At 42.1% G+C, this 23,440-nt stretch carries 21 protein-coding genes; 12 read left to right on the top strand and 9 right to left on the bottom strand.

Annotated features, from left to right (window positions below):
* Positions 1-232: 232 nt before the first annotated feature.
* Together DEO27_RS29415 and DEO27_RS29420 are read right to left on the bottom strand one after the other, a co-directional pair.
* Positions 233-442, bottom strand: coding sequence for a hypothetical protein (locus tag DEO27_RS29415; protein WP_112574734.1), 210 nt, complete (start codon positions 440-442; stop codon positions 233-235).
* Positions 443-500: 58 nt separating this feature from the next.
* On the bottom strand, positions 501-992 hold the full coding sequence (locus tag DEO27_RS29420; protein ID WP_112574733.1) for a DUF6252 family protein: 492 nt from the start codon (positions 990-992) through the stop codon (positions 501-503).
* A 113-nt stretch (positions 993-1,105) separates the two neighbouring features.
* Between DEO27_RS29420 and DEO27_RS29425 the strand changes: the two genes are divergently transcribed.
* Genes DEO27_RS29425 through DEO27_RS29440 form a run of 4 tightly spaced genes read left to right on the top strand, consistent with a single transcriptional unit; the run spans position 1,106 to position 5,423 of the window.
* Positions 1,106-1,975, top strand: a complete 870-nt coding sequence (locus tag DEO27_RS29425; RefSeq protein WP_112574732.1) for a DMT family transporter — start codon at positions 1,106-1,108, stop codon at positions 1,973-1,975.
* A gap of 51 nt (positions 1,976-2,026) precedes the next feature.
* The gene (gene dnaG, locus DEO27_RS29430) at positions 2,027-3,973 is read left to right on the top strand and encodes a DNA primase (protein WP_112574731.1); all 1,947 of its coding nucleotides are present in this window, start codon (positions 2,027-2,029) and stop codon (positions 3,971-3,973) included.
* Complete coding sequence (locus DEO27_RS29435) at positions 3,973-4,341, top strand: YraN family protein (RefSeq protein WP_091171976.1); 369 nt, start codon at positions 3,973-3,975, stop codon at positions 4,339-4,341. The genes dnaG and DEO27_RS29435 overlap by 1 nt, the downstream gene beginning before the upstream one ends.
* Before the next feature lie 5 nt (positions 4,342-4,346).
* On the top strand, positions 4,347-5,423 hold the full coding sequence (locus DEO27_RS29440; RefSeq protein WP_112574730.1) for a glutaminyl-peptide cyclotransferase: 1,077 nt from the start codon (positions 4,347-4,349) through the stop codon (positions 5,421-5,423).
* An 81-nt stretch (positions 5,424-5,504) separates the two neighbouring features.
* Here DEO27_RS29440 and tnpA read toward each other — a convergent pair whose 3' ends face one another.
* Both tnpA and pgi read right to left on the bottom strand, forming a co-directional pair.
* The gene (gene tnpA / locus DEO27_RS29445; RefSeq protein WP_112574787.1) at positions 5,505-5,939 is read right to left on the bottom strand and encodes an IS200/IS605 family transposase; all 435 of its coding nucleotides are present in this window, start codon (positions 5,937-5,939) and stop codon (positions 5,505-5,507) included.
* Between the two features lie 533 nt (positions 5,940-6,472).
* Positions 6,473-8,119: a glucose-6-phosphate isomerase gene (pgi, locus tag DEO27_RS29450; RefSeq protein ID WP_112574728.1), complete on the bottom strand. Its 1,647-nt coding sequence runs from the start codon at positions 8,117-8,119 to the stop codon at positions 6,473-6,475.
* A gap of 253 nt (positions 8,120-8,372) precedes the next feature.
* On the opposite strand from pgi, the gene DEO27_RS29455 reads away from it, so the two are divergent.
* The 4 genes from DEO27_RS29455 (at position 8,373) to DEO27_RS29470 (ending at position 11,668) form a co-directional block, all read left to right on the top strand.
* A complete protein-coding gene (locus tag DEO27_RS29455) occupies positions 8,373-8,810 on the top strand; it encodes a hypothetical protein (protein WP_146750105.1) in 438 nt (145 codons plus the stop codon).
* Positions 8,811-8,910: 100 nt separating this feature from the next.
* Positions 8,911-10,003 (top strand): peptide chain release factor 2 gene (gene prfB / locus DEO27_RS29460; protein WP_112574726.1). Its coding sequence is split into 2 segments (ribosomal slippage): positions 8,911-8,970 and positions 8,972-10,003, totalling 1,092 coding nucleotides; the frame shifts between segments, so codons are not numbered across the junction.
* A 213-nt stretch (positions 10,004-10,216) separates the two neighbouring features.
* Positions 10,217-11,131, top strand: a complete 915-nt coding sequence (locus DEO27_RS29465) for an alpha/beta hydrolase (protein ID WP_112574725.1) — start codon at positions 10,217-10,219, stop codon at positions 11,129-11,131.
* A 108-nt stretch (positions 11,132-11,239) separates the two neighbouring features.
* On the top strand, positions 11,240-11,668 hold the full coding sequence (locus tag DEO27_RS29470) for a hypothetical protein (RefSeq protein ID WP_112574724.1): 429 nt from the start codon (positions 11,240-11,242) through the stop codon (positions 11,666-11,668).
* A gap of 142 nt (positions 11,669-11,810) precedes the next feature.
* Here the strand turns inward: DEO27_RS29470 and DEO27_RS29475 are convergent, their stop codons facing one another.
* The 4 genes from DEO27_RS29475 to DEO27_RS29490 all read right to left on the bottom strand — a co-directional run bounded on the left by DEO27_RS29475 (position 11,811) and on the right by DEO27_RS29490 (position 15,708).
* On the bottom strand, positions 11,811-12,188 hold the full coding sequence (locus tag DEO27_RS29475; protein WP_112574723.1) for a nuclear transport factor 2 family protein: 378 nt from the start codon (positions 12,186-12,188) through the stop codon (positions 11,811-11,813).
* A gap of 87 nt (positions 12,189-12,275) precedes the next feature.
* Complete coding sequence (locus tag DEO27_RS29480; RefSeq protein ID WP_223818080.1) at positions 12,276-12,953, bottom strand: LytR/AlgR family response regulator transcription factor; 678 nt, start codon at positions 12,951-12,953, stop codon at positions 12,276-12,278.
* A gap of 3 nt (positions 12,954-12,956) precedes the next feature.
* Positions 12,957-14,285, bottom strand: a complete 1,329-nt coding sequence (locus tag DEO27_RS29485; RefSeq protein ID WP_223818081.1) for a sensor histidine kinase — start codon at positions 14,283-14,285, stop codon at positions 12,957-12,959.
* A 550-nt stretch (positions 14,286-14,835) separates the two neighbouring features.
* A complete protein-coding gene (locus tag DEO27_RS29490; RefSeq protein ID WP_112574721.1) occupies positions 14,836-15,708 on the bottom strand; it encodes a transglutaminase-like domain-containing protein in 873 nt (290 codons plus the stop codon).
* A 44-nt stretch (positions 15,709-15,752) separates the two neighbouring features.
* Here DEO27_RS29490 and DEO27_RS29495 point away from each other — a divergent pair, with 44 nt between their 5' ends.
* Entirely contained in the window at positions 15,753-16,352 is a 600-nt protein-coding gene (locus DEO27_RS29495; RefSeq protein ID WP_112574720.1) for a hypothetical protein, read from the top strand.
* A gap of 130 nt (positions 16,353-16,482) precedes the next feature.
* Here the strand turns inward: DEO27_RS29495 and DEO27_RS29500 are convergent, their stop codons facing one another.
* Entirely contained in the window at positions 16,483-17,610 is a 1,128-nt protein-coding gene (locus DEO27_RS29500; RefSeq protein WP_112574719.1) for a polymerase, read from the bottom strand.
* A 206-nt stretch (positions 17,611-17,816) separates the two neighbouring features.
* On the opposite strand from DEO27_RS29500, the gene DEO27_RS29505 reads away from it, so the two are divergent.
* The 3 genes from DEO27_RS29505 to DEO27_RS29515 all read left to right on the top strand — a co-directional run bounded on the left by DEO27_RS29505 (position 17,817) and on the right by DEO27_RS29515 (position 23,427).
* Positions 17,817-18,797, top strand: a complete 981-nt coding sequence (locus DEO27_RS29505) for a deoxyhypusine synthase family protein (RefSeq protein WP_090530168.1) — start codon at positions 17,817-17,819, stop codon at positions 18,795-18,797.
* Positions 18,798-19,049: 252 nt separating this feature from the next.
* A complete protein-coding gene (locus DEO27_RS29510; protein ID WP_112574718.1) occupies positions 19,050-20,327 on the top strand; it encodes a cytochrome c3 family protein in 1,278 nt (425 codons plus the stop codon).
* Between the two features lie 37 nt (positions 20,328-20,364).
* Positions 20,365-23,427 carry a TAT-variant-translocated molybdopterin oxidoreductase gene (locus DEO27_RS29515; protein ID WP_112574717.1) on the top strand — a complete coding sequence of 1,021 codons (3,063 nt, stop codon included), beginning with the start codon at positions 20,365-20,367 and terminating at the stop codon, positions 23,425-23,427.
* The last annotated feature ends 13 nt before the right edge of the window (positions 23,428-23,440 follow it).

Consider the following 23,440-nt stretch of genomic DNA (forward strand, 5'->3'; position numbering starts at 1 on the left):
GCGGTGGTGAAAATGTGCCGATTGTAATTCTGTATAAAACTGTATAATTTTTAGAGGTGCAAAATGCAATTAATTATCAAAGCTTACTTTGAAACATCAGCTAAAAAACACAGTGCCGGGCAGTGGTAAAAAAAGGCAAATGACTAAAGGAAGGGGAGAAGAAAGAAAAAGATGTGCGGGGGAAACACAGCCGGGAACACAGCACGTTCCCGGCTATTTCTTTTTCTGAAGCTTAGTTGCTTGATACCATAATGGTGTCACGACGTAAGCTTGGAGTCGCCTTGCTGCCAACCATAATTGTGTCTTTGCCTTTATTCAATGACTGATTAAGGATGCTTTTTTTAGCAGTAGCACTGTCTTGTGCAGGCGCTACGCCATTTTTCTGACAGCCAGCCAGTAACATGAATGATACTGAGGCGATTAATAATAGAGCTTTTTTCATAAAACAAATTTACAACTAATACGAATGATAAGTAAGCTAAGTTACAGTAATACAAAAGTTAATATTTGAATGTGACTTTAAACTTACCTTCGCTAAAGGATACCTTATCCTGATGGCTTTCAGGTGTGATATCACTCACTTTCAGGAACCTTAGCTCAAAAAATCCCTGTAGTATTTTATTGGTTTGATTATATGAAATTATAGTTATTGAACTAAGGTGAGTTGGATCGGCAACGTATTTAGCGGTTAACGTACCTGATTTTTTAATTTGGTAATAATTTTCGTTTGCCTTGAGCGTGTAATAGCCAACACCATCAAATACAAACTTAAAACCAACCTCTTCTTCCTCGCCTGAAGTGTTGCTTTTGGCCGATACGGTAATGGTATCTCCCAATGTATTTGAACCTGCCGGGACAGCCTCCCATGCCATATTGTTTTTTTGTGCAAGCATAAAATCAGGTGTAACGGGAATGACGCAGCAATCTTTCTTTTTACATGCCGAAACAAGCAGGGCCACGGCCATGGCTAACATAAACCAGTGATTTTTCATTGCTTTGCTGATGATAGGTTAACTAATTGTACGGGAGATATAAAGATATTTAAAAATAGGGGCATATTATACAGGCAATCAGTAAGTTTGCCCCTCATTTAAATTTACTGCCTATGAACCCCAGGTTAAGTCTCGTTATTGGCATTTTATGTATCTCTTTCTCGCCGATATTTGTAAAGCTTGCCGGGGTATCACCTATCGGTTCGGCGTTTTACAGGGTGTTTGTAGCCTGGATATGCCTTGCGCCTTTTTGTGTAATTAAAAAGAAACTTAAAGTAGATAAAAAGCAGGTGCTTATATCGATAGCCGCGGGAATGGTTTTTGCCATGGACGTGGCTGTTTGGAATATCTCCTTGTTAAAAATCAGTGCCACAGTATCTACATTGCTTGCCAATCTTGCCCCGGTTTGGGTTGGATTGATGAGTTTCCTGTTTTTAAGAAAACGTTCGGGCCTGTTATTCTGGATAGGCACACTCATTGCAATTACCGGTATGGTGATATTGGTAGGTTATGAACATATATTGCACATGGAACTAAACGCGGGTATATTATTAGCTATACTGGCCAGCTTTTTTTATGCTACTTATATCATGATCACCAAAAACATAATGGCGGGTATTGATGTGTTTAGCTTTATGTTTTACAGCATGCTTAGCGCCAGTATTTTTTTACTGGTGATAAATGGATATATGCATAATGACATTATTCATCTTTCATTAAAAGTATGGCTGTGTTTTGTTGGCATGGGGCTGATTTGCCAGTTAGCGGGCTGGCTCACTATTAATTATTCATTACGCTACCTCGAATCAACCAAGGTATCTATCGCGTTGTTAAGTCAAACGGTTTTTGCGGGCTTGCTGGCCGCATTTTTATTGAAGGAGCGTTTAGGTTTTAACGAGATCATTGGTAGCGCCATTGTTTTAGGTGGCATAGCCGTAACTTTTTTAAAGCCACGTAATCAGGCAAATAAAATAGTATCTTGACGATTGTTAATTATCCAATTACGATTTGCCCTACATTTGCATTTTTAACGCATGATTCAAAAATCCACTATCGACCGTATTATGGAAGCCACCGACATTGTGGAGGTGATAGGGGAATTTGTGCAGTTAAAAAAACGTGGCGCCAACTATGTAGGTCTTTCGCCTTTTGCCAATGAACGTACCCCATCGTTCACGGTGTCACCAGCAAAGGGCATTTTCAAAGATTTCTCGACAGGTAAAGGTGGCTCGGCAGTTACATTTTTGATGGAGCTGGAAAAGTTTAGCTATCCCGAAGCCCTGAAGTGGCTGGCCAAAAAATATGGCATCGAGGTAGAAGAAACTGTTGAAGCGCCCGAAAACCGTGAGGAAGAACTTCGCCGGGAAAGTTTGATGATCGTATCGGCTTTTGCCGCTAAGTTTTTCCATGAAACCATGCTGGAAACCGAAGAGGGGCAAAGCATTGGTTTGAGTTATTTTAAAGAACGCGGCTTTACTGCCGAAACCATAAAGAAATTTGAGTTGGGCTACTCGCCCGATCAATGGGAAGCCTTTACCGGCAAAGCTTTACGCGAGGGTTATAAAGAACCGTTTCTGGTTGAAAGCGGCCTCTCTGTAAAGCGGGATAACGGTGCTTTGTATGACAGGTATCGTGGTCGGGTAATGTTCCCGATTCACAGTTTTACGGGCCGGGTAATTGGTTTTGGCGGTCGTACGCTCAAAAAAGATAAAAACGTAGCCAAATACGTTAACTCGCCCGAATCCGAGATCTACCATAAATCAAACGTACTTTACGGGCTTTACTTTGCTAAAAAAGCCATCCGCGAGCAGGATAACTGCTACCTGGTAGAAGGTTATGCCGACGTACTTTCGGTACACCAGGCGGGGGTTGAAAACGTGGTGGCCTCCTCAGGTACATCACTTACAACCGAACAGATTAAGCTTATTGCCCGTTTTACCAAAAACATCACCATATTATATGACGGTGATGCTGCCGGGATCAAAGCCTCGTTACGTGGTTTGGATATGATCCTGGAAGAAGGCCTTAATGTAAAGGTTGTATTGTTCCCTGATGGGCACGACCCCGACTCGTTTGTGCAGTCTAAAGGGTCAAGTGCTTTCAAAAAACACATCGAGGAAAATAAAAAGGATTTCATCCTGTACAAAACCCAGATCCTGCTTAAAGAGGTTGCAAATGATCCTATAAAGAAAGCCGACGTAATTCGCGAGGTGGTTGAAAGTATCGCTAAGATCCCGGATAGCATCAAGGCATCGGTATTTATAAAAGAGTGTAGTGGTTTATTACAGATAGATGAGCGTGCCCTTTTATCCGAGCTTAATAAAATGCGCGCGGCTAAAGCCAAAAAGGAGGAGCAGCAAAGGCAGCAGCAAAATAACAGGTTTGCGGAAATGCCCGACGAGCCTCATTTTTTTGACGAACCTGTTGAACTGGAAGCTCCGGCTGTTGCTAAGGATGATGCTTTTCAGGAAAAGGAAATTGTGCGTTTGTTGCTACATTATGGCGGCCGCATGATTGACTGGGACGGCATTGCAAACACCTACATCGGCCCTTTCATTATAGCCGAGTTAAGCGATGTTGCTTTTGAGCATCAGGTTTGTAAGCAAATTACAGAAATTTATCGCCGCGAAGTTGAAAACGGCGTGTTGCCTGATGATAACTATTTTATTCATCATAAAGATAAAGGCATTGTTGATTTAACCATCAATATGCTGGCCAGCAAATATTCGCTCAGCGAAAATTGGTACGAAATGCATAGGATTACCGTGAATGATGAGCAGGTGAATATGAAAGCCACTATCCTCGGTGCTATTTTTCACCTCAAAAAGCATAAGGTGGGCAAGATGCTGGAAGACCTACGCTCGCAGCTTCAAAAAGCCGACAATGAGGCCGACCAGGAAATACTGCTTAACCAGTATATGCGCATGAAAAAAGTGGAAAAATCCATATCCGACTTTTTGGGCTCCGTAATCATCAAATAATGGCTCAACACCTTGAACTTGGCCGCACCGGCGAAGCATTAGCCAAAACCCACCTCGAAAAAGCAGGCTACGAAATCCTGGACGAAAACTGGACTTACGGAAAAGCCGAAATAGATATTATTGCTTATAAAGACAAGGTTATTATATTTACCGAAGTAAAAACCCGCACGGGCAATGGTTTTGGCGAACCTGAAGATTTTGTTGATAACCGTAAACAAAAGCTCCTGGCCGAAGCTGCCGATGAATATATCTACCTCATGAACCACCAGGGTGAAGTGCGGTTTGATATCATTGCCATTTTGTTTGACCGTAGCGGAAATTATATACTAAACCATATAGAAGATGCGTTTTGGCCTTCGGCCACATAACACTTATGAATAACAATAAATTAAAGCTATTTTTTGCCGCCCTTGCCTTAACGGCTTTGGCTTACAGCTGTAAACACAAATCTGATAGCGCGGCTACAGACTACACCATAAGTCCCGATGCGGGCGCAAACTACAAAGCAGGAGATAAGATTGATATTAAGGTCCATGCTCCTGAAGGCAGCAAAGTTGATTCGGTAGTTTACCTGCTCGATTCGGCAAAGATTGCTTCCAGTAAAGATACTTCAGGTATCAGTCTCAAGACCGATACCATTGGCTTAGGCATCAGGATGATCACGGCCAAAGTTTATGAAGCCGGTAAAAGTAACGAGGTAACAACCAATATCCTGTTGCTTGCGGCTAAAGCACCCGCCAGGTATACTTACAAAGTAGAGAAGGTTTTCCCGCATGATACAGCTGCTTACACCGAAGGCCTGCAATATGTAGATGGCATTCTATATGAAAGCATTGGGGATTACGAACATTCGGCAATTCGTAAAGTAGATTTAAACACGGGTAAAGTTTTACAGGAAACCAAACTTGATAAAAAATACTTTGGCGAAGGTATCGCGGTTGTTGGTGATAAAGTAGTGCAGCTTACTTACAAAGAAAAAGTGGGTTTTGTTTATGATAAAAACACGCTGAAACTACTCAATAACTTTACCAACAATGTTGGCCCTGAAGGTTGGGGAATGTGCTTTGACGGTAATAAACTGTATATGGACGATAGCACCAATCGCCTTTGGTTCCTGGATAAAAACAGCTATCGCCCAATTGGCCACGTCGACGTATGCGATGATAAGCAACAGATAGATTCTATCAACGAGTTGGAATACATCAATGGAAAGATATACGCTAACGTTTATCAAACCGACAGTATACTGGTGATCAATCCTAAAACCGGCGCTGTGGAGCAAATTGTGGATATGAAAGAGATCTATCCGGTAGCCAGCCGTCCGCAGGACAGGGATTGGAACAACAATGTATTAAATGGCATAGCCTGGGATGCAAAAGGTCAGCGCCTGTTTGTAACCGGAAAAAGATGGCCGCACCTGTACCAGGTTAAATTTGTACCGGTTCCGTAAGCCCCTAACCCCTAAAGGGGAATTACAGGTTGAAAGAATTTTAATAATACAAAACGCCTGGATTTTCCGGGCGTTTTATGGTTAATTATTGACATATTGCCAGCCATACCTGGTCATAAACTCTTCAACCTCTTCATTAAATGATTTCTTTTGATGGTGATTTTCCTGGTTGTTAATATAGCTAATGACAGTTGATACTTGTGATTCACTTACCGATACCGTAAAGTAGTCGTCCTGCCAACTGAATTGCTTACCAATTAACTTCGTCTTGTTGATCCAAAGAGAGGATTCGCCTTTAATTAGCTGACTTACTTTGGCAATATTTTGATCTTTCCCTAAAGAAATCAGGCAGTGAATATGATCCGTGTGGCCATTGATAGCCTGTAAGAATATTCCTTTCGCTTTGCAGTTTTCCATGATGTGTTTGTGTATCTGATATCTTACATTTTGCACAAGCAGTGGCTGCCTGTCTTTTGTAGCGAAAACTAAATGAATCCAGATTTTTACAAATGACATGGTTTGTGGTTTTGTTCTAAAGGTATAGCTTATTTGGGCTAAAGCCACCTGTTTTAGTTGATTTTGTCCGTTGGTTAAAACCAACGGCAATGAAAGGAAAGTTAGGTTTTCTTGTCCTAAAGGTATGGCTTATTTTGGCTAAAGCCAGGCTATCACGGCTAACGAATCCGTTGGTTAAAACCAACGGCAATGAAAGGAAAGAGTTTAGATTTTCTTACCCTAACGGAACAGTTATTTTGGTTAGAGTTAGTTTGTCAATTATGATTCTGTTCAACTGAACCAATGGTGACGAAAAGAATTTGAGATTTGTTTTTAAATGGGTGAACAGAACATGCTTTGTTTTGGCGTTTTTTCCATAGGTGAGCAATTCATTGCCGTTGGTTTTAACCAACGGAACAAAGAGTGAAATTAGAGTCGGCTTTAGCCGAAACCGCCGGAAAAGTTTCTGCTATAAATTAAGACTCTTTTAAAAACAAGCAACGCCCGAAAGATCCGGGCGTTGCTTGTTTTTAAACTTATCCTTAGAGGAGGGGCTACCTCCAGGCTTTATATTGATTAATCAAACCATTGGTTGATGAATCATGGCTGCTAATCTGGGCATCATCTTTCAACTCAGGAAGGATCTTGCCGGCAAGTTGTTTACCAAGCTCAACACCCCATTGGTCAAAGCTGTAAATGTTCCAGATAATACCCTGGGTGAAGATTTTGTGCTCATATGCAGCTATCAGCGCACCTAAAGTATATGGAGTGATCTTTTTAATCAGGAATGAGTTTGTTGGACGATTGCCTTCAAATACTTTGAACGGAGCAATTTTAGCAATTTCCTCTTCAGATTTTCCGGCTGCTTTAAGCTCTTCAATAACTACTTCTTCGGTTTTACCGTTCATTAAAGCTTCGGTTTGAGCGAAGAAGTTTGAAAGCAGCATGTTGTGGTGCTCGCCAAGCGGGTTGTGTGATTGTGCCGGAGCAATAAAGTCGGCAGGGATCAGTTTAGTACCCTGGTGAATTAACTGATAAAACGCGTGCTGACCGTTTGTACCGGGCTCACCCCAAATGATCGGGCCGGTTGAGTAATCAACATCTTTACCGTTGCGATCAACATGTTTACCGTTGCTTTCCATATCACCCTGTTGGAAATACGCAGAGAAACGGTGCAGATATTGATCATAAGGCAAAATTACATTGGTTTCTGCCTCAAAGAAATTGTTATACCAGATGCCTATCAAACCCATAATAACCGGTATGTTCTGATCAAATTCGGCAGATTTGAAGTGATTATCTGTAGCGTGTGCACCTGCAAGTAGGTCGGCAAAGTTTTCGAAACCAATGCTCAGGGCAATTGACAAACCGATGGCACTCCATAAAGAGTAACGACCGCCTACCCAATCCCAAAACTCAAACATGTTTTTGGTGTCGATACCAAATTTTTCAACCGCTGCCGCGTTGGTTGAAAGTGCCGCGAAGTGTTTAGCCACATCAGCCTCGGTAGCGCCACTGGCCAGGAACCAGTCGCGTGCGCTATGGGCGTTGCCCATAGTTTCCTGGGTAGTAAAAGTTTTTGAAGCCACCAGGAATAAAGTGGTTTCAGGATCAACCGCTTTCAGGGTTTCAACTATATGAGTACCATCCACGTTGCTTACAAAGTGAAGGTTCAAATGATTTTTGTATGCTTTTAATGCCTCGGTAACCATTACCGGACCCAGGTCAGAACCACCGATACCAATGTTAACAACGTCGGTAATGGCTTTGCCGGTGTAGCCTTTCCACTCGCCTGAAATGATGGCTTCGCTGAAAGATTTCATTTGGTCAAGCACTTTATTTACATCAGGCATAACATCTTTGCCATCAACATAAATTGGCGTGTTGCTGCGGTTACGTAATGCGATGTGCAGTACCGGTCGGCCTTCAGTAACGTTGATTTTTTCGCCCGAATACATGGCATCTATCGCCTCTTTTAATGAACACTCTTTGGCCAACTGTATCAATAAGGCGATGGTTTCATCGTCGATACGGTTCTTTGAGTAATCCAGTAATATATCCTCAAACTGAATCGAGAATTTATTAAAGCGCTGGTCATCAGCGTCAAACATTTCCTTCAGGCTTTTAGCTACAATATCAATGTAATGATCTGTTAAATATTTGTAGGCCTGGGTTGTTGTAAAATCGGTAGTTGGCAGCATAATTGTTTTGTTTTTTGACAAAAGTAAAAAGTTAATTGTAAGGTGGTTATTAAATAAAATAATTGTCTGTCTTAGTGTTGTTTAAACACGGCTGGGATAGTGTTTAGTTTACACCGAAAAATTATGAGAATTACAAAGGAATTACAAATATATTTTGAAGTTTAAAATTTTTATTTAATATATTTGTGTCGATGGTAATCAAATGAGGTATTTATCATCATTTTGTAAATTTACTTTAAAAGCACGTATTACTATGTTTGAGAAACTGTTTTTGCTTGTAAAAGATAACGCCGGGACGGCCGTTATCAACAACCCGGTGATCCCTGCTAAACATCACGATGCAGTGATTAATGAAGCTTCAAGTTCTATCATTGAAGTATTAAAAGGCCAGCTTGAAAGCGGCAAGGCTAAGGAACTTATAAAGTACTTTCAGTTTTCGGGTAGTTACAACAATTCATTAGTATCGAGCATTACCAATAGTTTTGCTAACAAGCTTAACAATTTTTATGGCATTGATCCTGCACATGCTTTAGCTGCTGCAAAGGCTTTAATCCCAACTGTGATGAACGAGTTGGTTAAAGAAACCAAAAGCGGCGAAGCCAAAGAATTTGCATTGGGCACTATGCTTACTAAGCTGAACGGTAACCGTACCGATCTGAACCCACTTGTGAAAGACCTGATGGTTGCTTAATATACTATTACATCTGCCTAATGAATGGGCCTGCTGATTGCTTAACAATTTGCAGGCCTTTTTATTTATAGCAATTTTTCAAATTACATATATTTGCCGTATGACTAAAGAACAAGTTCAGGATTTAAGGGATAGAGTAACTTCCCTGAGGAGGCATCTTTGACATTGATAAGAAGCTGGAACTATTACAAGAAGAACAGGAAATAACCATCGGTCCGCATTTCTGGGACCATCCTAAAGAAGCCGAAAAGGTACTCGCATCCATCAAGGTAAAAAAAGTATGGACAGATGCTTTTCAGAAAGTAGTAGCTGTTGTTGATGACGCCGGCGTACTTTTTGAATTTTATCAGGGAGGCGATGCTACCGAAGCCGAAATGCAGGAGCAATATAATGCAGCTATAAAAGCGGTTGAGGAGCTTGAATTTAAAAACATGCTCTCGGCCGAAGAGGATCAGCTTAACGCGGTGTTACAGATCACGGCCGGTGCCGGCGGTACCGAAAGCTGCGACTGGGCCGGTATGCTCATGCGTATGTACATTATGTGGGGCGAGAAGAACGGCTATAAAGTAACCGAACAGGATTACCAGGAAGGTGACGTAGCCGGCGTAAAAACCGTTACCCTGCAGCTGGAAGGCGAGTTTGCCTACGGTTATCTGAAAGGTGAAAACGGTGTACACCGTTTAGTGCGTGTATCTCCGTTTGATGCTAACGCTAAACGCCACACTTCATTTGCTTCGGTATACGTTTATCCTTTGGTTGATGATACCATCGAAATTGAAATAAACCCTGCCGATATCGAGTTTGAAACTTTCCGCTCGGGCGGTGCGGGTGGCCAGAACGTAAACAAGGTAGAAACCGCCGTTCGTTTGTATCACAAGCCATCGGGTATTATTATTAAGAACCAGGAGTCGCGCTCGCAATTACAGAATAAGGATAATGCTATCCGCTTGCTGAAGTCTCAGTTATATGAAATTGAGATGCGCAAACGTATGGAGCTGACCAACGCCATTGAAGGTAATAAAAAGAAAATTGAATGGGGCTCACAGATCCGCAACTATGTTTTACATCCGTACAAACTGGTTAAAGACCTGCGTACCGATCACGAAACCTCAAATGCCGCTGCAGTACTTGACGGCGATCTTGATGACTTCCTGAAAGCCTACCTCATGGAATTTGGCGGACCGAAGAGTTAAAAGGAAAAGGTTAATATTATAAAGCGTCATTGCGAGGAGCGAAGCAATCCCCGATAAGCAGGTCTGCCCTGTAAAGTATGGAATTGCTTCGTTCCTCGCAATGACGTTGTTAGTTTAGACATTATAAAACGGAGTTATCAGAAATGATACTCCGTTTTTTGTTTTAGGCAGATTAATTGTATTTTGGACAGATCCAATTTGCCTTTAATAAATATGAAAACCATTTTATCAGCCTTTGCATTGACAGCCATAACTTTTGCTTCCTTCGCGCAGGAAAAACCGATGCCGCTTTATCCAAAGGGCGTTCCCAATTCAAAAAAAGCTCCGGCAACTTATGTCGAAAAAACTGACGACAGAAGCTGGATCTCGATGGTGACGGAACCAACACTTACGCCCTACCTGCCAGAAAAAGGTAAGGCAAACGGCGCTGCTATTGTTGTTTGCCCGGGTGGTGGTTATTCCGGACTGGCTTCTGATCACGAAGGCAAGGCGATAGCACGGGCATTTGCGGAAATTGGCGTAACGGCTTTTGTGTTAAAATACCGTTTACCAAGCGATGATATCATGGCTGATAAATCTATCGGTCCGCTGCAGGACGCGCAAATGGCTATTTATACTGTGCGCAAAAACGCGACAGAGTGGAATATCAACCCATCAAAAATAGGTATCATCGGTTTCTCAGCAGGCGGACACCTGGCGTCGACTGAAGGAACCCATTTTGATAAACCGGTTATTGAAGATAAAGAGAACATCAGCGTACGTCCTGATTTTATGATGCTGATCTATCCTGTAATTTCTTTTGGCGAATATGCCCACGTTGGCTCAAGGGAAAACCTGATAGGTAAAAGCCCATCGGCAGCGCAGCTTGAGCTGTACTCGAACGAGAAACAGGTAACGGCTAATACCCCACCTACATTTTTGGTGCACGCAGAAGATGATACCGTAGTGCCGGTACAAAACAGCCTGTTATTTTATGACGCCCTGTTAAAAAACAAAGTGAAAGCCGAAATGCACCTTTTTCAGGAAGGTGGCCACGGTTTTGGAATGAACAATTCTAAAAACAAAGGCAAGTGGTTTGAATGGGCTGCCTCATGGCTGGAAGAGAATGGCTTTTTAGGCGGAAAATAATTGAGGGTAAGTAATTTTCTTCTGCTGTGAAAACAGTAGGCTGATTTTATTGTTGAGGTAAACAGTCTTTTTTTAAAAAGTACGAAGTTCGACCTTAATGATCATTTTATGTTGAAAAGAATACTGTTAGCAGTGTTACTCATTGCTGGTGCCTGCTTTAATGTTATTGCCCAGTCCATCAAGTTCAAAAACGTATCTAACCAGGATCTTACCTACGTTTTAAATAACCTGCAAAAGCGTTATGTATATACCGATCATAAAACGCTGAGCATTGCGGTATATCTCGTAGCCGATCAGCAGGGTGATGTTGATGCTCCGGCAGATTGCAAAACGCCCGGTTCTATCTACATAGCGGTGTCTGAGGTTAAGCCCCAGCCCGAGCAATATGTTTATAAACTGAACGCGGTGTGCGATCCCAAGTTCGTCAACTGGATCAAATCAAAAAAGATGTACAAGATTGCTTTTAGCTATGGAGCAGCAGTGAAAAGAAAGACAGCGACTATTGGAATAACGCTGAAGAAGCTGGTGGTGGAATAAACAAAAAAGGCGTCATTGCGAGGTACGAAGCAATCCCCGACTTTACAGGGCGAATATGCTTAGCTGCTCTGCTCATTGGGGATTGCTTCGTTCCTCGCGATGACGTGGTGAAAAGTATTGGTCCTTTAACTCCAATTGCGAATTAACTAATATCCATTATCCCGATAATCTTATCCTCGTTAAAAGTAAAAATTGAATGCCCTTTCAGGTTCATCTCATCACCTTTCTTTAAGCCGTTCGGCAGGTCGATGGCTATAATGGCGTTGTAATCAATTTCTATTTCGGTTTTGTTGCCGGTATGCTTAAATGACCGGATAATTTGCTCGCGGCGCTCAAAAAGTCTTGCAGCCTGTTCAGCCTGGTTCCTGAACGCTTCAATACCATTAAGCTCCATGTTTACATCGCCGTTTGATACGTTTTCAAACTTTACAGTTGGGGCAAGATCTTTAAGCATGCCTTCAACATCAAAATTGTTATAGGCCTTTACATAATTGCTGATGATAAGTTCACGTTGTTGCATGAACTAAAGGTAATGATTGCCGGGTATATTTAAGATTTATGAAGTTTTTAAAACTTCGTAAATCTGATGCAAGTGTAAGCGAATATATTATTTAATCATCCCCAGATTCTGTACATAAGCTCCGCCCACGGGCAGCATAAAGCCATTAATCGTTACCTGGTGACGTTCTATCTTATCAATTTTACTTACAGCGGCAATAAACGACCGATGGATCCTGATAAATTTTTCGGCAGGGAGTAGGCTTTCAACTTCGGTAATGGTCATTCGGGTAATCACTTTGCTATCCTTCAGCATAAAATTGACATAGTTACCTGTTGCTTCCAGGTGATAGATCTCATCAAAATTAACACGTACCTGGTCGTAACCGGTTTTCAGGAAAATGTAATCCTTAACATCGGCAGTGTTCCTGAAATTGTAAAGCTCGTAGGCTTTATTACAGGCTTTTATAAACCGGGTAAGCGCGAAGGGTTTTAATAAGTAGTCAACCGCGTCGAGCTCGAAACTGGTTACAGCATGTTCAGTGTAAGCAGTGGTGAATATAACCAGCGGCTTTTTGTTGAGGCACGTTAACAGGTCGATGCCCGATATATCGGGCATCTTAATATCGAGGAACAGCAGGTCTACCTGTTCGCGCTGTAGGTAATCCATGGCTTTAAAGGCATCAGTAAACTCGGCTTTCAGGTCAAGAAATGGCACCTTGGCGGCATGCGAACGGATCACATCAAGCGCTATCGGTTCATCATCAATGGCTATGGCGGTAATCAAAGCTTATTGTAGTTGTATGGTTAAATGTATGAAAAAATCTTTGGCGCTTTCGCGGATCACCAATTCATGTTTGTTAGGGTACAGGAGTATCAGCCGTTGTTTCACATTTTCCAGGCCAATGCCGTTGTTGTATTTTTCGGTATCGTTAAACACTTTTGGGTGGATGCTATTATGCACATCAAAGTAAAGCGTGTTTTCTTTGGTTTGCAGGCTGATGTTGATATGCGATGGTTGGCGCAGACTGATGCCGTGTTTAAAGGCGTTTTCGATAAAAGGGATCAGCAACATAGGGGCAATCTGCAAGGCGTTTATGTGTTCTTCAATCTGCAGAACAATGCTGATATCTGGTGATGTTTGGGTGCGTAACGTTTGCAGGGCGATGTAGTTATTCAGGTAATCGATTTCGCGTACCAGCAGTATCTTTTCCTGCATGTTCTCCTGTAGCATAAAGCGCATCATATCGCCAAGGCGCTGCACACCTTCAGCGGTGCGTTCGGCATTTTCCTGCAAGGCGGTACCATACAAAGTATTCAACGCGTTAAACAGGAAATGAGGATTAATTTGTGAGCGAAGGAAGTCCAGATCTGCTGTTGAGCGGCCGAGTGCGGTTTTTAAATAAGTGATTTCCTGGTTGCCGGCCATTTTGCGTTTGTAAACTATCCAGGCAAAGGGGCCTGTAATAAGCAGTTGTATACCGCAATTAAATCCACCAACAATAAATGTTGGCTCCGATGATTCAAATATCAGGCTTGTTAAAATGCCTATTGGGATGCTGATCAGCAACATGACACCTGCGGTTTTAAGCAGGTAGTTAAAGATGCCGCGATTTTTGGCCAACGTTTGCGGTATTAAACTGTAAAAAGACAAGGCGTAAATGCCTATAGCTACCGGTGCTATAATTACGAAAGTAGTGATCAACTCAACCGGGAAATCGGCAAGCGCCATCATAAAGGCAACGATCATGCAAATCACAATCGCTATAATACAATCGTGGGTAAGCACCCTGTATTTGGCTTGTATTTTATCTACGTTACTTAACAGGAAATTCGCCGAATACTTGATCATGCTGTAAAAAGTAAGCATCATCATCACCCATAAAGCATATAACACGTTTGTTTTGAAAACAAGGTTATATACATAATCGGCAGATTTGTGATAAAACAAGTAGCCCTTTAACCATGTATCGGTTATACCGAACAGGCCCCAAAGCGCAGTAAGGAGAGCCAAGCCTAAAATGATGTGCCACGCAATGCGCCGTTTTTCGGCTAAGGCCGGAATGATAACAAAGTTCCAAAGTAAAAAGGCACCATAGTATCCGGTATACCTAAACACTTCCGGGAAAAAATAAAATTTAGAGTACGAATAATGTAAGTGGTAATTGTTAAACATGTACCTGTATGGGGTCCATATTTCTTTGTAGTTACTATCGGCAACTTTGGTTAACAGCAGTATAAGTGCAAAAGCATAAATGGTGGTTGCGGCCCAAAATTCAATTTGCCAAGATTCAGGTTTTTTTTCAGCAGATCATTCATAGTGTTTTGAATTATGCCCGCAAGGTATAATGCACAATACTACTGAATAAATAAATGGGATGAAACCGGTTTCTGGTGTGATGGGTTTGCTTTTTTAGTTGCAGTGGCAGTAGCGAGTAGCAGTCATTTTTTAGTAGCAGTAGCTGCGGCGAGTGGCAGTTGTTTTTTAGTAGCAGTAGCAGGCTTGAATAGCAGTTATTTTTAATGATACAATAATTGTATTAATAGACATTACTGCTGCTGCTACTAAAGTCTGCTACTAATCTCTGCTGCTGCTACTAAAGTCTGCTGCTGCTACTAAAGTCTGCTGCTAATCACTGCTGCTGCCACTAAAAACTGCCGCTACTAACTTACTCCCCGGAGGGGGCATCCATTATCTCCAGCAACTCATTCAACTCTCTTACCTTATCTGCCGAGCCAAGATTTTCATAGGCGCTAATGAGGTTGCGGAGTACACGTTTAATGATATCGGTGTTGGAGCAGGGCTCGTAAAATTGCTTATCAAATTTGAGGTTAAGCTGCTTCAGGAACATATCCACATCGCGTCGGCCAAACAGGAAACCTTTGTTAAAAGCGTTGATGTAAAACAGGATGCCGCTTTCAAATTCGCTTTGCATACTTTCATCCAGATAGGCCAGGATGAAATGTTGCGGCAGGTTTACGCCATATACGGGGATATCCAGTTTTTGCGCTATGATAGAATAAATGATGGCTAACGAAATCTGATTACCCTTTTTGGTTTCCAATACCTGGCTCAGGTAGCTGTTTTGCGGGTCGAGGTGATTGGAGGTGTTGCCGCTGAAACCGTAGATGTTGTAAAATACATGGTTAATGAGCTTGATCTGCTCTTTCGGACTGGCCTCGTTCATCATCTGCAGCCAGATATCACGCTTAATGGCCTCTATCTGGTTGATGATCTTTTGCTCATCAAGATCGGGGTACTGGTAACGGTTAATGATCAGGATGCCTTGTAGCAGATCAAACGCGCCGCTTTGGTTCCAGAGCTTTAGGTCGTTTTTAAGGCTGCTGAACTGGATCTCGTGTACCAGATTGGCAATACGCTCCTGTAAAATAGGGTCAAAAGCCTGTTCAAAAGCCGACTCAAGATAGCTGATAGCTTCGGCTCCATATGAAAACAATTTGTTATACACATGTTCATAAATGCCGCTGTCCGGATCATCCAGCAGACGGATCAATGAGTTAACTTCAGTTGGATTTATCATACACTGTAATGCTAAAATACTAAACCTTTTCTATTTTTACAGCGATGTATAATATAAGGTATGGGCTTAGTTACCTGCGGCACCGTTTTTTGGCCAATAACAGGCATGGTATACACTCTCCATTTGTTTACAAGCTGATTGATACGGTTATTTACGATTATACTGCCCAAAAAGTGTACCGTGATATCAAAGAAACCTGCCGGAAGCAACATTCTGACAAGAGTGTGATAAATACACTACCGTTAAAATTTTACCGTTTGCTTTATCGGTTTGCTGTTTACTTTAAGCCCCAAACGATATTATTAGCTGATACAGAGGATTACATCACAGCGTTTGTTATCAAACAAGCTAACCCCGAAGCGCAAGGTATTTCATCTTCAACATCTGGCACTCGTCAGGCTGACATGATCCTGGCAGATGCATTGAAACAAAACCCTGCCAGTTATCTTGAAAAGGTTATGCCATCTGTTCATGACGATACCGTTTTAATATTTACAAACATCCATCGCAACGCCGCAACCAAACAATCATGGGAGCAGCTTAAATTAAATCAACAGGTTAGGGTTACTATCGATCTGTATTTTATCGGGATGGTGTTTTTTAAACCGGGGATGAGTAGGGAAGATTTTAGGGTGAGGTATTGATAGCTTATGTCTGAACTCGAATTAAACGAATTAATTGAATGGGCAGAATTCTGAAAAAAATGGAATTCAGAAGAAAGCGGCATTCGATGAATTCTAAAAATTCGTTTAATTCGAGTTCTGACAGACAACATCAGAACGACTGCCCCAATCCAATATAAAATCCGGTTAATCTTTTTTCGTTAGGGATTTTCTGACCTACGCCATAATCTACACGGACAGCGAGGCCTTTTTGAACATCAAAAAAGTAACGGAGGCCGCCGCCGTAGTTTGGTTTTAGTTCGGAAGAACTGAAGCTGTTTTTAAAAACCTCGCCGGTGCCAACAAATCCTGCGAAGCCTATACGGTTGCTTAGGCGATAGCGTAGTTCGGCTTGTCCGGCTATCATGTTGCGGTCGCGGAAACGGCCGTTATAATAACCCCGCATCAGTTCGTCGCTACCCAGATCGGGCAGTAAATAAAATGGCGAAGCAGAACCGGTAAGGCTTTGCTCCTGCACATCAAGGCCGAGTACCCATTTAGGCGCAAGTAAAAAAAACTGCGAATATTCGATATTAAAGAAACCTCCTTTATAATCGTTATTGCCAAACATACCATGTATAGCCTGGAAATAAGCACCTATAATAAGGCCTTTGGTGGTGTAAGTGTTATTGTTTCTGTTATCAAATGTAATGGTAGGGCCTATATATACGCTTGGCCCGCCTCCGCGATTTTCAACTCGCGGATCGGTATAAAATATACCGGTTTTATCATCATCACTGAAATGGTAGTCCCATGCACCGGCGTTTATACCTGCGTATAAATTATCGGTGATCTTTTTTTCGCCTGCAAAGTTTACCTTGAAACGTTTTTGACCAATCCTGTCGGAGTTGGCCTTTAAGGTATTATTGCCAATGCCATAAAAATCAAAGGGGAAGTTGATGTAACTCACACCTGCCGTAAGGTGATAGGTGTTGCCCGGAGTCCAGTAGCTGCTGGTAAGGCTTAAACGGCTTTGACCTTTGGTGGTTATAGTAGCGTAGGCAAAAACATTAGATACGCGGGTATTGAGTTTGGATGTATCGGTGTAAAAAGAAAGCAATCCTGCGCCGCCAACTTCAAGGCCGGTTTCAGGGGCCGAGCTTAAAACGGGTAATATAACAAAGCTGCTTTTGCGTGTGGTATCTTTATCAAAATACATCCGCTTTACAACGCGGGATATTTGCGAAAAGGCACCGGTTGAAATAGCGCACAAAAGCAATAAGGTAACGAGTTTCTTCATAGGTGTTTACGGTGGCTAATATAACCCATTTTGGCGTATAAGGTTCTGCCAACAATATTTTAAAATTAGGATGACAATATAAGGATGAGGGTAGGGGGGAAGGGATGACAATTTCAGAACGAAATAGTTATAAAAAGATAAAGTTTCATTTAAAATTCAATTTAACTAAAATGTCTACTTTTGCGCAGAAATTTTATTGAAATATTATGAGCACTACAAGAGGACCTATTTCGCAGTTTATTGAAAGAAATTATCTGCACTTTAACGCCGCGGCATTAATGGATGCAGCTAAAGGCTATGAAACACACCTTGAAGAAGGCGGTAAAATGATGGTAACCTTAGCCGGTGCCATGAGTACAGCCGAGCTGGGTATTTCGCTGGCCGAGATGATTCGCCAGGATAAAATTGCTATCATATCATGTACAGGTGCCAACCTTGAAGAGGATATCATGAACCTTGTAGCGCACTCACATTACAAAAGGGTACCTAACTACCGCGACCTGAGCCCTCAGGAAGAGTGGGACCTGCTTGAAAATCATTACAACCGTGTTACTGATACCTGTATCCCGGAAGAAGAAGCTTTCCGTCGTTTGCAAAAACATATCCACAAGATCTGGAAAGATGCTGATGACAGTGGCGAGCGTTATTTTCCGCATGAGTACATGTACAAAATATTATTAAGCGGCGAGCTGGAGCAATACTATGAGATAGATCCTAAAAACTCATGGATGCTGGCTGCTGCCGAAAAGAACCTGCCAATTGTTGTACCGGGATGGGAAGACTCAACCATGGGCAACATCTTTGCTTCATACGTAATTAAAGGTGAGCTTAAAGCATCAACCATGAAAAGCGGTATTGAATACATGGCATGGCTGGCCGATTGGTATACTAAAAATTCATCAGGCAAAGGCATTGGCTTTTTCCAGATAGGTGGTGGTATAGCGGGCGACTTCCCGATTTGTGTTGTACCTATGCTTTACCAGGATATGGAGATGCATGATGTTCCTTTCTGGAGCTACTTCTGCCAAATCTCTGATTCAACCACATCATATGGTTCGTATTCAGGCGCTGTACCTAACGAAAAAATAACCTGGGGCAAGCTTGACATCCATACCCCTAAGTTTATAGTAGAGAGCGACGCAACCATTGTTGCACCACTTATTTTTGCCTGGTTACTAAAACAATAGATAAAATTTTATAATTAAAGTTGGATTGTAATTAGTCCAAAAAAATGTCAAATGACATTAATATGCATTTAGCAGCGTTTAAACGCGGTTTTTTGTCTATTTAGAACGATTATAAATTATAGGTTGGTGTCATTTATGTGTCACCGATAGTGTATAAAATTATACTTTTGTGCCTGTAATTATCCGATGAAACATACATCTTACAACAGTTTCCATCATTAATATAAAAATTATTTAGCATAAATACACTGTATGAGAAGTTTCTCATTGATTCTTAAACAATTCTCAAGGTCGGTTTTACTGATTGCCGGGTTTGCTTTTTGGAGTTTATCTAATGCGTACGCGCAGACTGACGCTGCTAAAGGCGAGGCCATTTTCAAGTCAAAATGTACTACCTGTCACAAAATCGAAAGCCGCTTAATTGGTCCGGCATTAGGCCCGCAACTTACTGAAGAAACTGATGATAAATATCTTATCCAGTGGATCCAGAACAACCAGGCATTAATTGCTGCTAAAAACCCTAAGGCACTCAAAATTTACAATGAGTACAACCAGTCGGGCATGACCGTATTCGCTGACCTTAGCGATGCCGATGTTGGTAACATCATTACCTACGTTCGTAACACATGGAAAGAAGATCAGGCTAAGCCAGCTGCCGGTGCTGCTGCTCCTGGCGCCAAAGTTGAAAGCGGACCAAGTGATATGGTTGTTTTCGGTTTGATCGGTATCATCGTTATCGCGTTCATCGTTATCCTGGTATTAAACAGGGTAGTTGGTTCATTGGAGCGTATCCTGCTTAAAAACAAAGACCTTGTTATCGAGGACGAAGTTACTGCAGATGGCGCTGTTGCGGTTGATGCTAAAAAAGAGTTCATCGCCAAGATCCTTAAAAACAAAAAACTGGTATTCTTTATATTGGTTGCAGGTACTGTTGCTATGTGCAGCTGGGGTTGGGTTTCTTTATGGAACACCAACGTACATCAGGGCTACCAGCCGGTACAACCAATTAAATACTCACACGAGTTACACGCCGGTATCATGAAAATTGATTGCCAGTACTGTCACTCAGGTGCATACAAGTCAAAAAATGCTTCTATCCCATCATTGAACGTATGTATGAACTGCCACAAAGTTGTTAAAACTGAGTCGGAAGAGATACACAAGATCTATGACGCTTTGGGTTACGATCCAAAAACACAGAAGTATGACAGCACCCAGGCTAAACCAATCCAGTGGGTACGTATCCACAACCTGCCTGACTTAGCTTACTTTAACCACTCTCAACACGTAAAAGTTGGCGGTATTAAATGTCAGCAGTGCCACGGTCCGGTACAGGAAATGAAAGAGGTTTACCAATACTCTCCGCTTACCATGAAATGGTGTATCCAGTGCCACAAACGTACCGAAGTTAACGGTAAAGGCAATGCTTACTATGACAGCATCCTGGCTGCACACGATAAGATCAAGAAAGGTGAGAAAGTTACAGCCGCCGTATTGGGTGGTATCGAGTGCGGTAAGTGTCACTATTAATAAAAAGAATTTTAGCATTACAGTTTATACAGCTTAAATGGACAGCAATAAAAAATACTGGAAAGGTTTAGAAGAACTAAACAGAACACCAGAATTTGTTGAGAAAAATAAGAACGAATTTGCAGAGCCAATTCCTATCGAGGAAGTGCTTAGCGGATCTGGTTTGTCATCTAAAACTCCACGTCGCGACTTTTTAAAGGCGCTTGGCTTTGGTGTTGGTGCAGTTACATTGGCGGCTTGTCAAAAAGTACCTGTGCATAAATCAATTCCATACCTGATTAAGCCTGAAGAGGTTACCCCGGGTGTGGCTAACTATTATACTTCAAGCTACGAAGGTCAGGCTATCCTGGTTAAAACCCGCGAAGGTCGTCCTATCAAAGTTGAAGGTAACCCTAACGATTTATTTTCAAAAGGTGGTTTAAGTGCACAGGCCCAGGCTTCTGTACTTGACCTTTATGATGTAAACCGTTTGCAAGGCCCTCGTATTAAAGGCGTTGAGGCCGGCTGGGAAGAAACAGACGCTTACATTAAGAAAGAGCTTGCCGCGGTTGCCGCTTCAGGTAAAGGTATCCGTTTGGTTACTTCAACTGTGTACAGCCCTTCAACTTTAGCGGTTATTGCTGAGTTTGTAGCTAAATACCCTACTACTAAACATATCAATTACGATACGGTATCATATACAGGTATCATCCAGGCCAATCAAAACAGTTTTGGTAAAGCAGTATTGCCGCACTACAACTTTGATAAGGCCGATGTAATTGTAAGCTTTGGTGCTGATTTCTTAGGTACCTGGATCTCTGGCGAAGAATTTACACGTCAGTACGTATCTAACCGTAACAGCAAATCACTTGCTAACAAAAAAATGTCCCGCCACATTCAGTTTGAAACTGGTATGAGCATGACCGGTACTAACGCCGATGCCCGTATCACTACCAAACCATCTGAAATTGGTGTTGCATTGATCAACTTATACAATGCTATTGCGGGTACTACTTTGCCAGGTTCAAAAGCAACCGGCAGCAAAAAAGTTGATACCGCTATTATGTTAGCTGCTAAAGAATTAGTTGCTGCAAAAGGTAAAGCCTTAGTAGTTTCCGGTTCAAATGATGTTGCTACACAAGTATTGGTAAATGCCATCAACTCTTTATTAGGTAGCTACGGTACTACTATTGATCTTGATAACCCATCAAAACAATACGCTGGTAACGATGCTGCATTTGTTGAGTTTGTAAACGAAGTAAAACGTGGTGATGTTGGCGCGGTATTATTCCTGAATGCTAACCCTGCTTACGATTACTACAAAGCCGACGAATTCAAAGCTGCTCTTAAAAACGTTCGTTTATCGGTATCATTTGCCGATCATGCCGACGAAACAGCTTTATTGGCTACTGTTAACGCGCCAAACCACCATTACCTTGAGTCATGGGGTGATGCTAACGCTGTTGAAGGTTACTATACTGTAATTCAGCCGGCTATTAACCCGGTTTACAACACCCGTCAGGCAGAGCATAGCTTACTGGCCTGGATGGAAAATCCTATAAAAGATTACTACACCTACGTTCGCAAAACCTGGGATTCAGGCTTGTTAGCAAAAGGCGGCCTGTCTGGTCAAAAAGGCTGGGAAGCTTTATTACAAGCAGGTATGGTTGTAGCTACTCCTGCAGCAGCAGGTGCTTACAACTTTAGCCTTGATCTTGCCGGTGTAACTCAAAAAATATTAACTCAAAGCAAAGCAGTTGCTGCTGACGGCGACAAATTTGAGTTACAGCTTTATGTAAGCCAGGCTATCGGCGACGGTAAACGCGGTAACAACCCTTGGTTACAGGAGCTTCCTGACCCGGTTTCAAAAGTTACCTGGGATAACTTCGCTGCCATGTCAATTTCTGATATGAAGAAATTGAAACTGGAGGAAGGTGATGTGATCAAAATTGATGCTAACGGTTATTCAGTTGAGTTACCGGTATTGGCTCAACCAGGTCAAACTCAGGGTACTTTATCAGTAGCTGTAGGTTACGGCCGTACAAATGCTGGTCCGGTTGGTAACAACGTTGGTAAAAACGCTTTCCCATTCTTTAGCTTAAGCAATGGTACTTTCCAAACTGCTGCGGTAGCTACTTTCAAATCGGCTGGTTACAAATCGCCGCTTGCTCAAACACAAACCCACCACTCATACGAGGGCAGGAGCGTGATCCGCGAGGCTACTTTTGTTGAATACAAAAAGAACCCTGCAGCAGGTAGCGGTAACGAACATGGCCGTAAAGATTACAATGCCGAATCACTTTGGGATAACCATGATCGCCCTGTTTATGACTGGGTAATGGCTATCGACCTTAACGCTTGTACCGGTTGCGGTGCCTGTGTGGTTGCATGTTCTGCAGAAAATAACATCCCGGTTGTAGGTAAAGATGAGGTTTCACGTCGTCGTGAAATGCACTGGATCCGTATCGACCGCTACTATAGCTACAATGACCATGGTAACAGCGAAGAAGCGGTTACTAAAGAAAAGGAAATTGATAAGCTTGATAACTTTGACAATGTATCGGTTGTTCACCAGCCAATGCTTTGCCAGCACTGTGATCACGCGCCTTGTGAAACTGTGTGCCCGGTATTAGCTACCGTTCACTCATCAGAAGGTTTAAACCACATGGCTTACAACCGTTGCGTAGGTACACGTTATTGCGCTAACAACTGTCCGTTCAAAGTACGTCGCTTTAACTGGTTCAACTACTGGAACGATGCACGTTTTGATAACTACCTGCAAGGTGAGCATACACAATTAGTACTTAACCCAGACGTGGTTACACGTTTCCGTGGTGTTATGGAAAAATGTTCAATGTGTATCCAACGTATCCAGGCTGGTAAACTGAAAGCTAAAATTGAAAAACGCCCGCTTAAAGACGGCGAAATCAAAATGGCTTGTCAGCAAACATGTTCTGCCAACGCTATCGTGTTCGGTAACAGGAATGATCCTAACTCTGAAGTTTCAAAAGCACTTGCAAGTGAAAGAACTTACTACGTGCTTGAAGAACTTAACGTACAACCAGGTATCGGTTACCAGACAAAAGTTAGAAATATAATAGAAACTGAAGCTCAGGCATAAATTTTTATATACA

Source organism: Mucilaginibacter rubeus, from assembly GCF_003286415.2.
In the GTDB taxonomy this organism is placed as follows: Bacteria; Bacteroidota; Bacteroidia; order Sphingobacteriales; family Sphingobacteriaceae; genus Mucilaginibacter; species Mucilaginibacter rubeus_A.

What these genes read in the sequence shown, in the direction of transcription:
- DEO27_RS29440 (WP_112574730.1), top strand. Translation starts at nt 4,347, where the DNA reads ATGAATAACAATAAATTAAAGCTATTTTTTGCCGCCCTTGCCTTAACG.
- DEO27_RS29420 (WP_112574733.1), bottom strand. Translation starts at nt 992, where the DNA reads ATGAAAAATCACTGGTTTATGTTAGCCATGGCCGTGGCCCTGCTTGTT.
- tnpA (WP_112574787.1), bottom strand. Translation starts at nt 5,939, where the DNA reads ATGTCATTTGTAAAAATCTGGATTCATTTAGTTTTCGCTACAAAAGAC.
- DEO27_RS29475 (WP_112574723.1), bottom strand. Translation starts at nt 12,188, where the DNA reads ATGCAACAACGTGAACTTATCATCAGCAATTATGTAAAGGCCTATAAC.
- dnaG (WP_112574731.1), top strand. Translation starts at nt 2,027, where the DNA reads ATGATTCAAAAATCCACTATCGACCGTATTATGGAAGCCACCGACATT.
- DEO27_RS29510 (WP_112574718.1), top strand. Translation starts at nt 19,050, where the DNA reads ATGAGAAGTTTCTCATTGATTCTTAAACAATTCTCAAGGTCGGTTTTA.
- DEO27_RS29425 (WP_112574732.1), top strand. Translation starts at nt 1,106, where the DNA reads ATGAACCCCAGGTTAAGTCTCGTTATTGGCATTTTATGTATCTCTTTC.
- DEO27_RS29470 (WP_112574724.1), top strand. Translation starts at nt 11,240, where the DNA reads ATGTTGAAAAGAATACTGTTAGCAGTGTTACTCATTGCTGGTGCCTGC.
- DEO27_RS29455 (WP_146750105.1), top strand. Translation starts at nt 8,373, where the DNA reads ATGTTTGAGAAACTGTTTTTGCTTGTAAAAGATAACGCCGGGACGGCC.
- DEO27_RS29515 (WP_112574717.1), top strand. Translation starts at nt 20,365, where the DNA reads ATGGACAGCAATAAAAAATACTGGAAAGGTTTAGAAGAACTAAACAGA.
- pgi (WP_112574728.1), bottom strand. Translation starts at nt 8,119, where the DNA reads ATGCTGCCAACTACCGATTTTACAACAACCCAGGCCTACAAATATTTA.
- DEO27_RS29490 (WP_112574721.1), bottom strand. Translation starts at nt 15,708, where the DNA reads ATGATAAATCCAACTGAAGTTAACTCATTGATCCGTCTGCTGGATGAT.
- DEO27_RS29435 (WP_091171976.1), top strand. Translation starts at nt 3,973, where the DNA reads ATGGCTCAACACCTTGAACTTGGCCGCACCGGCGAAGCATTAGCCAAA.
- DEO27_RS29500 (WP_112574719.1), bottom strand. Translation starts at nt 17,610, where the DNA reads ATGAAGAAACTCGTTACCTTATTGCTTTTGTGCGCTATTTCAACCGGT.
- DEO27_RS29415 (WP_112574734.1), bottom strand. Translation starts at nt 442, where the DNA reads ATGAAAAAAGCTCTATTATTAATCGCCTCAGTATCATTCATGTTACTG.
- DEO27_RS29465 (WP_112574725.1), top strand. Translation starts at nt 10,217, where the DNA reads ATGAAAACCATTTTATCAGCCTTTGCATTGACAGCCATAACTTTTGCT.
- DEO27_RS29495 (WP_112574720.1), top strand. Translation starts at nt 15,753, where the DNA reads ATGTATAATATAAGGTATGGGCTTAGTTACCTGCGGCACCGTTTTTTG.
- DEO27_RS29505 (WP_090530168.1), top strand. Translation starts at nt 17,817, where the DNA reads ATGAGCACTACAAGAGGACCTATTTCGCAGTTTATTGAAAGAAATTAT.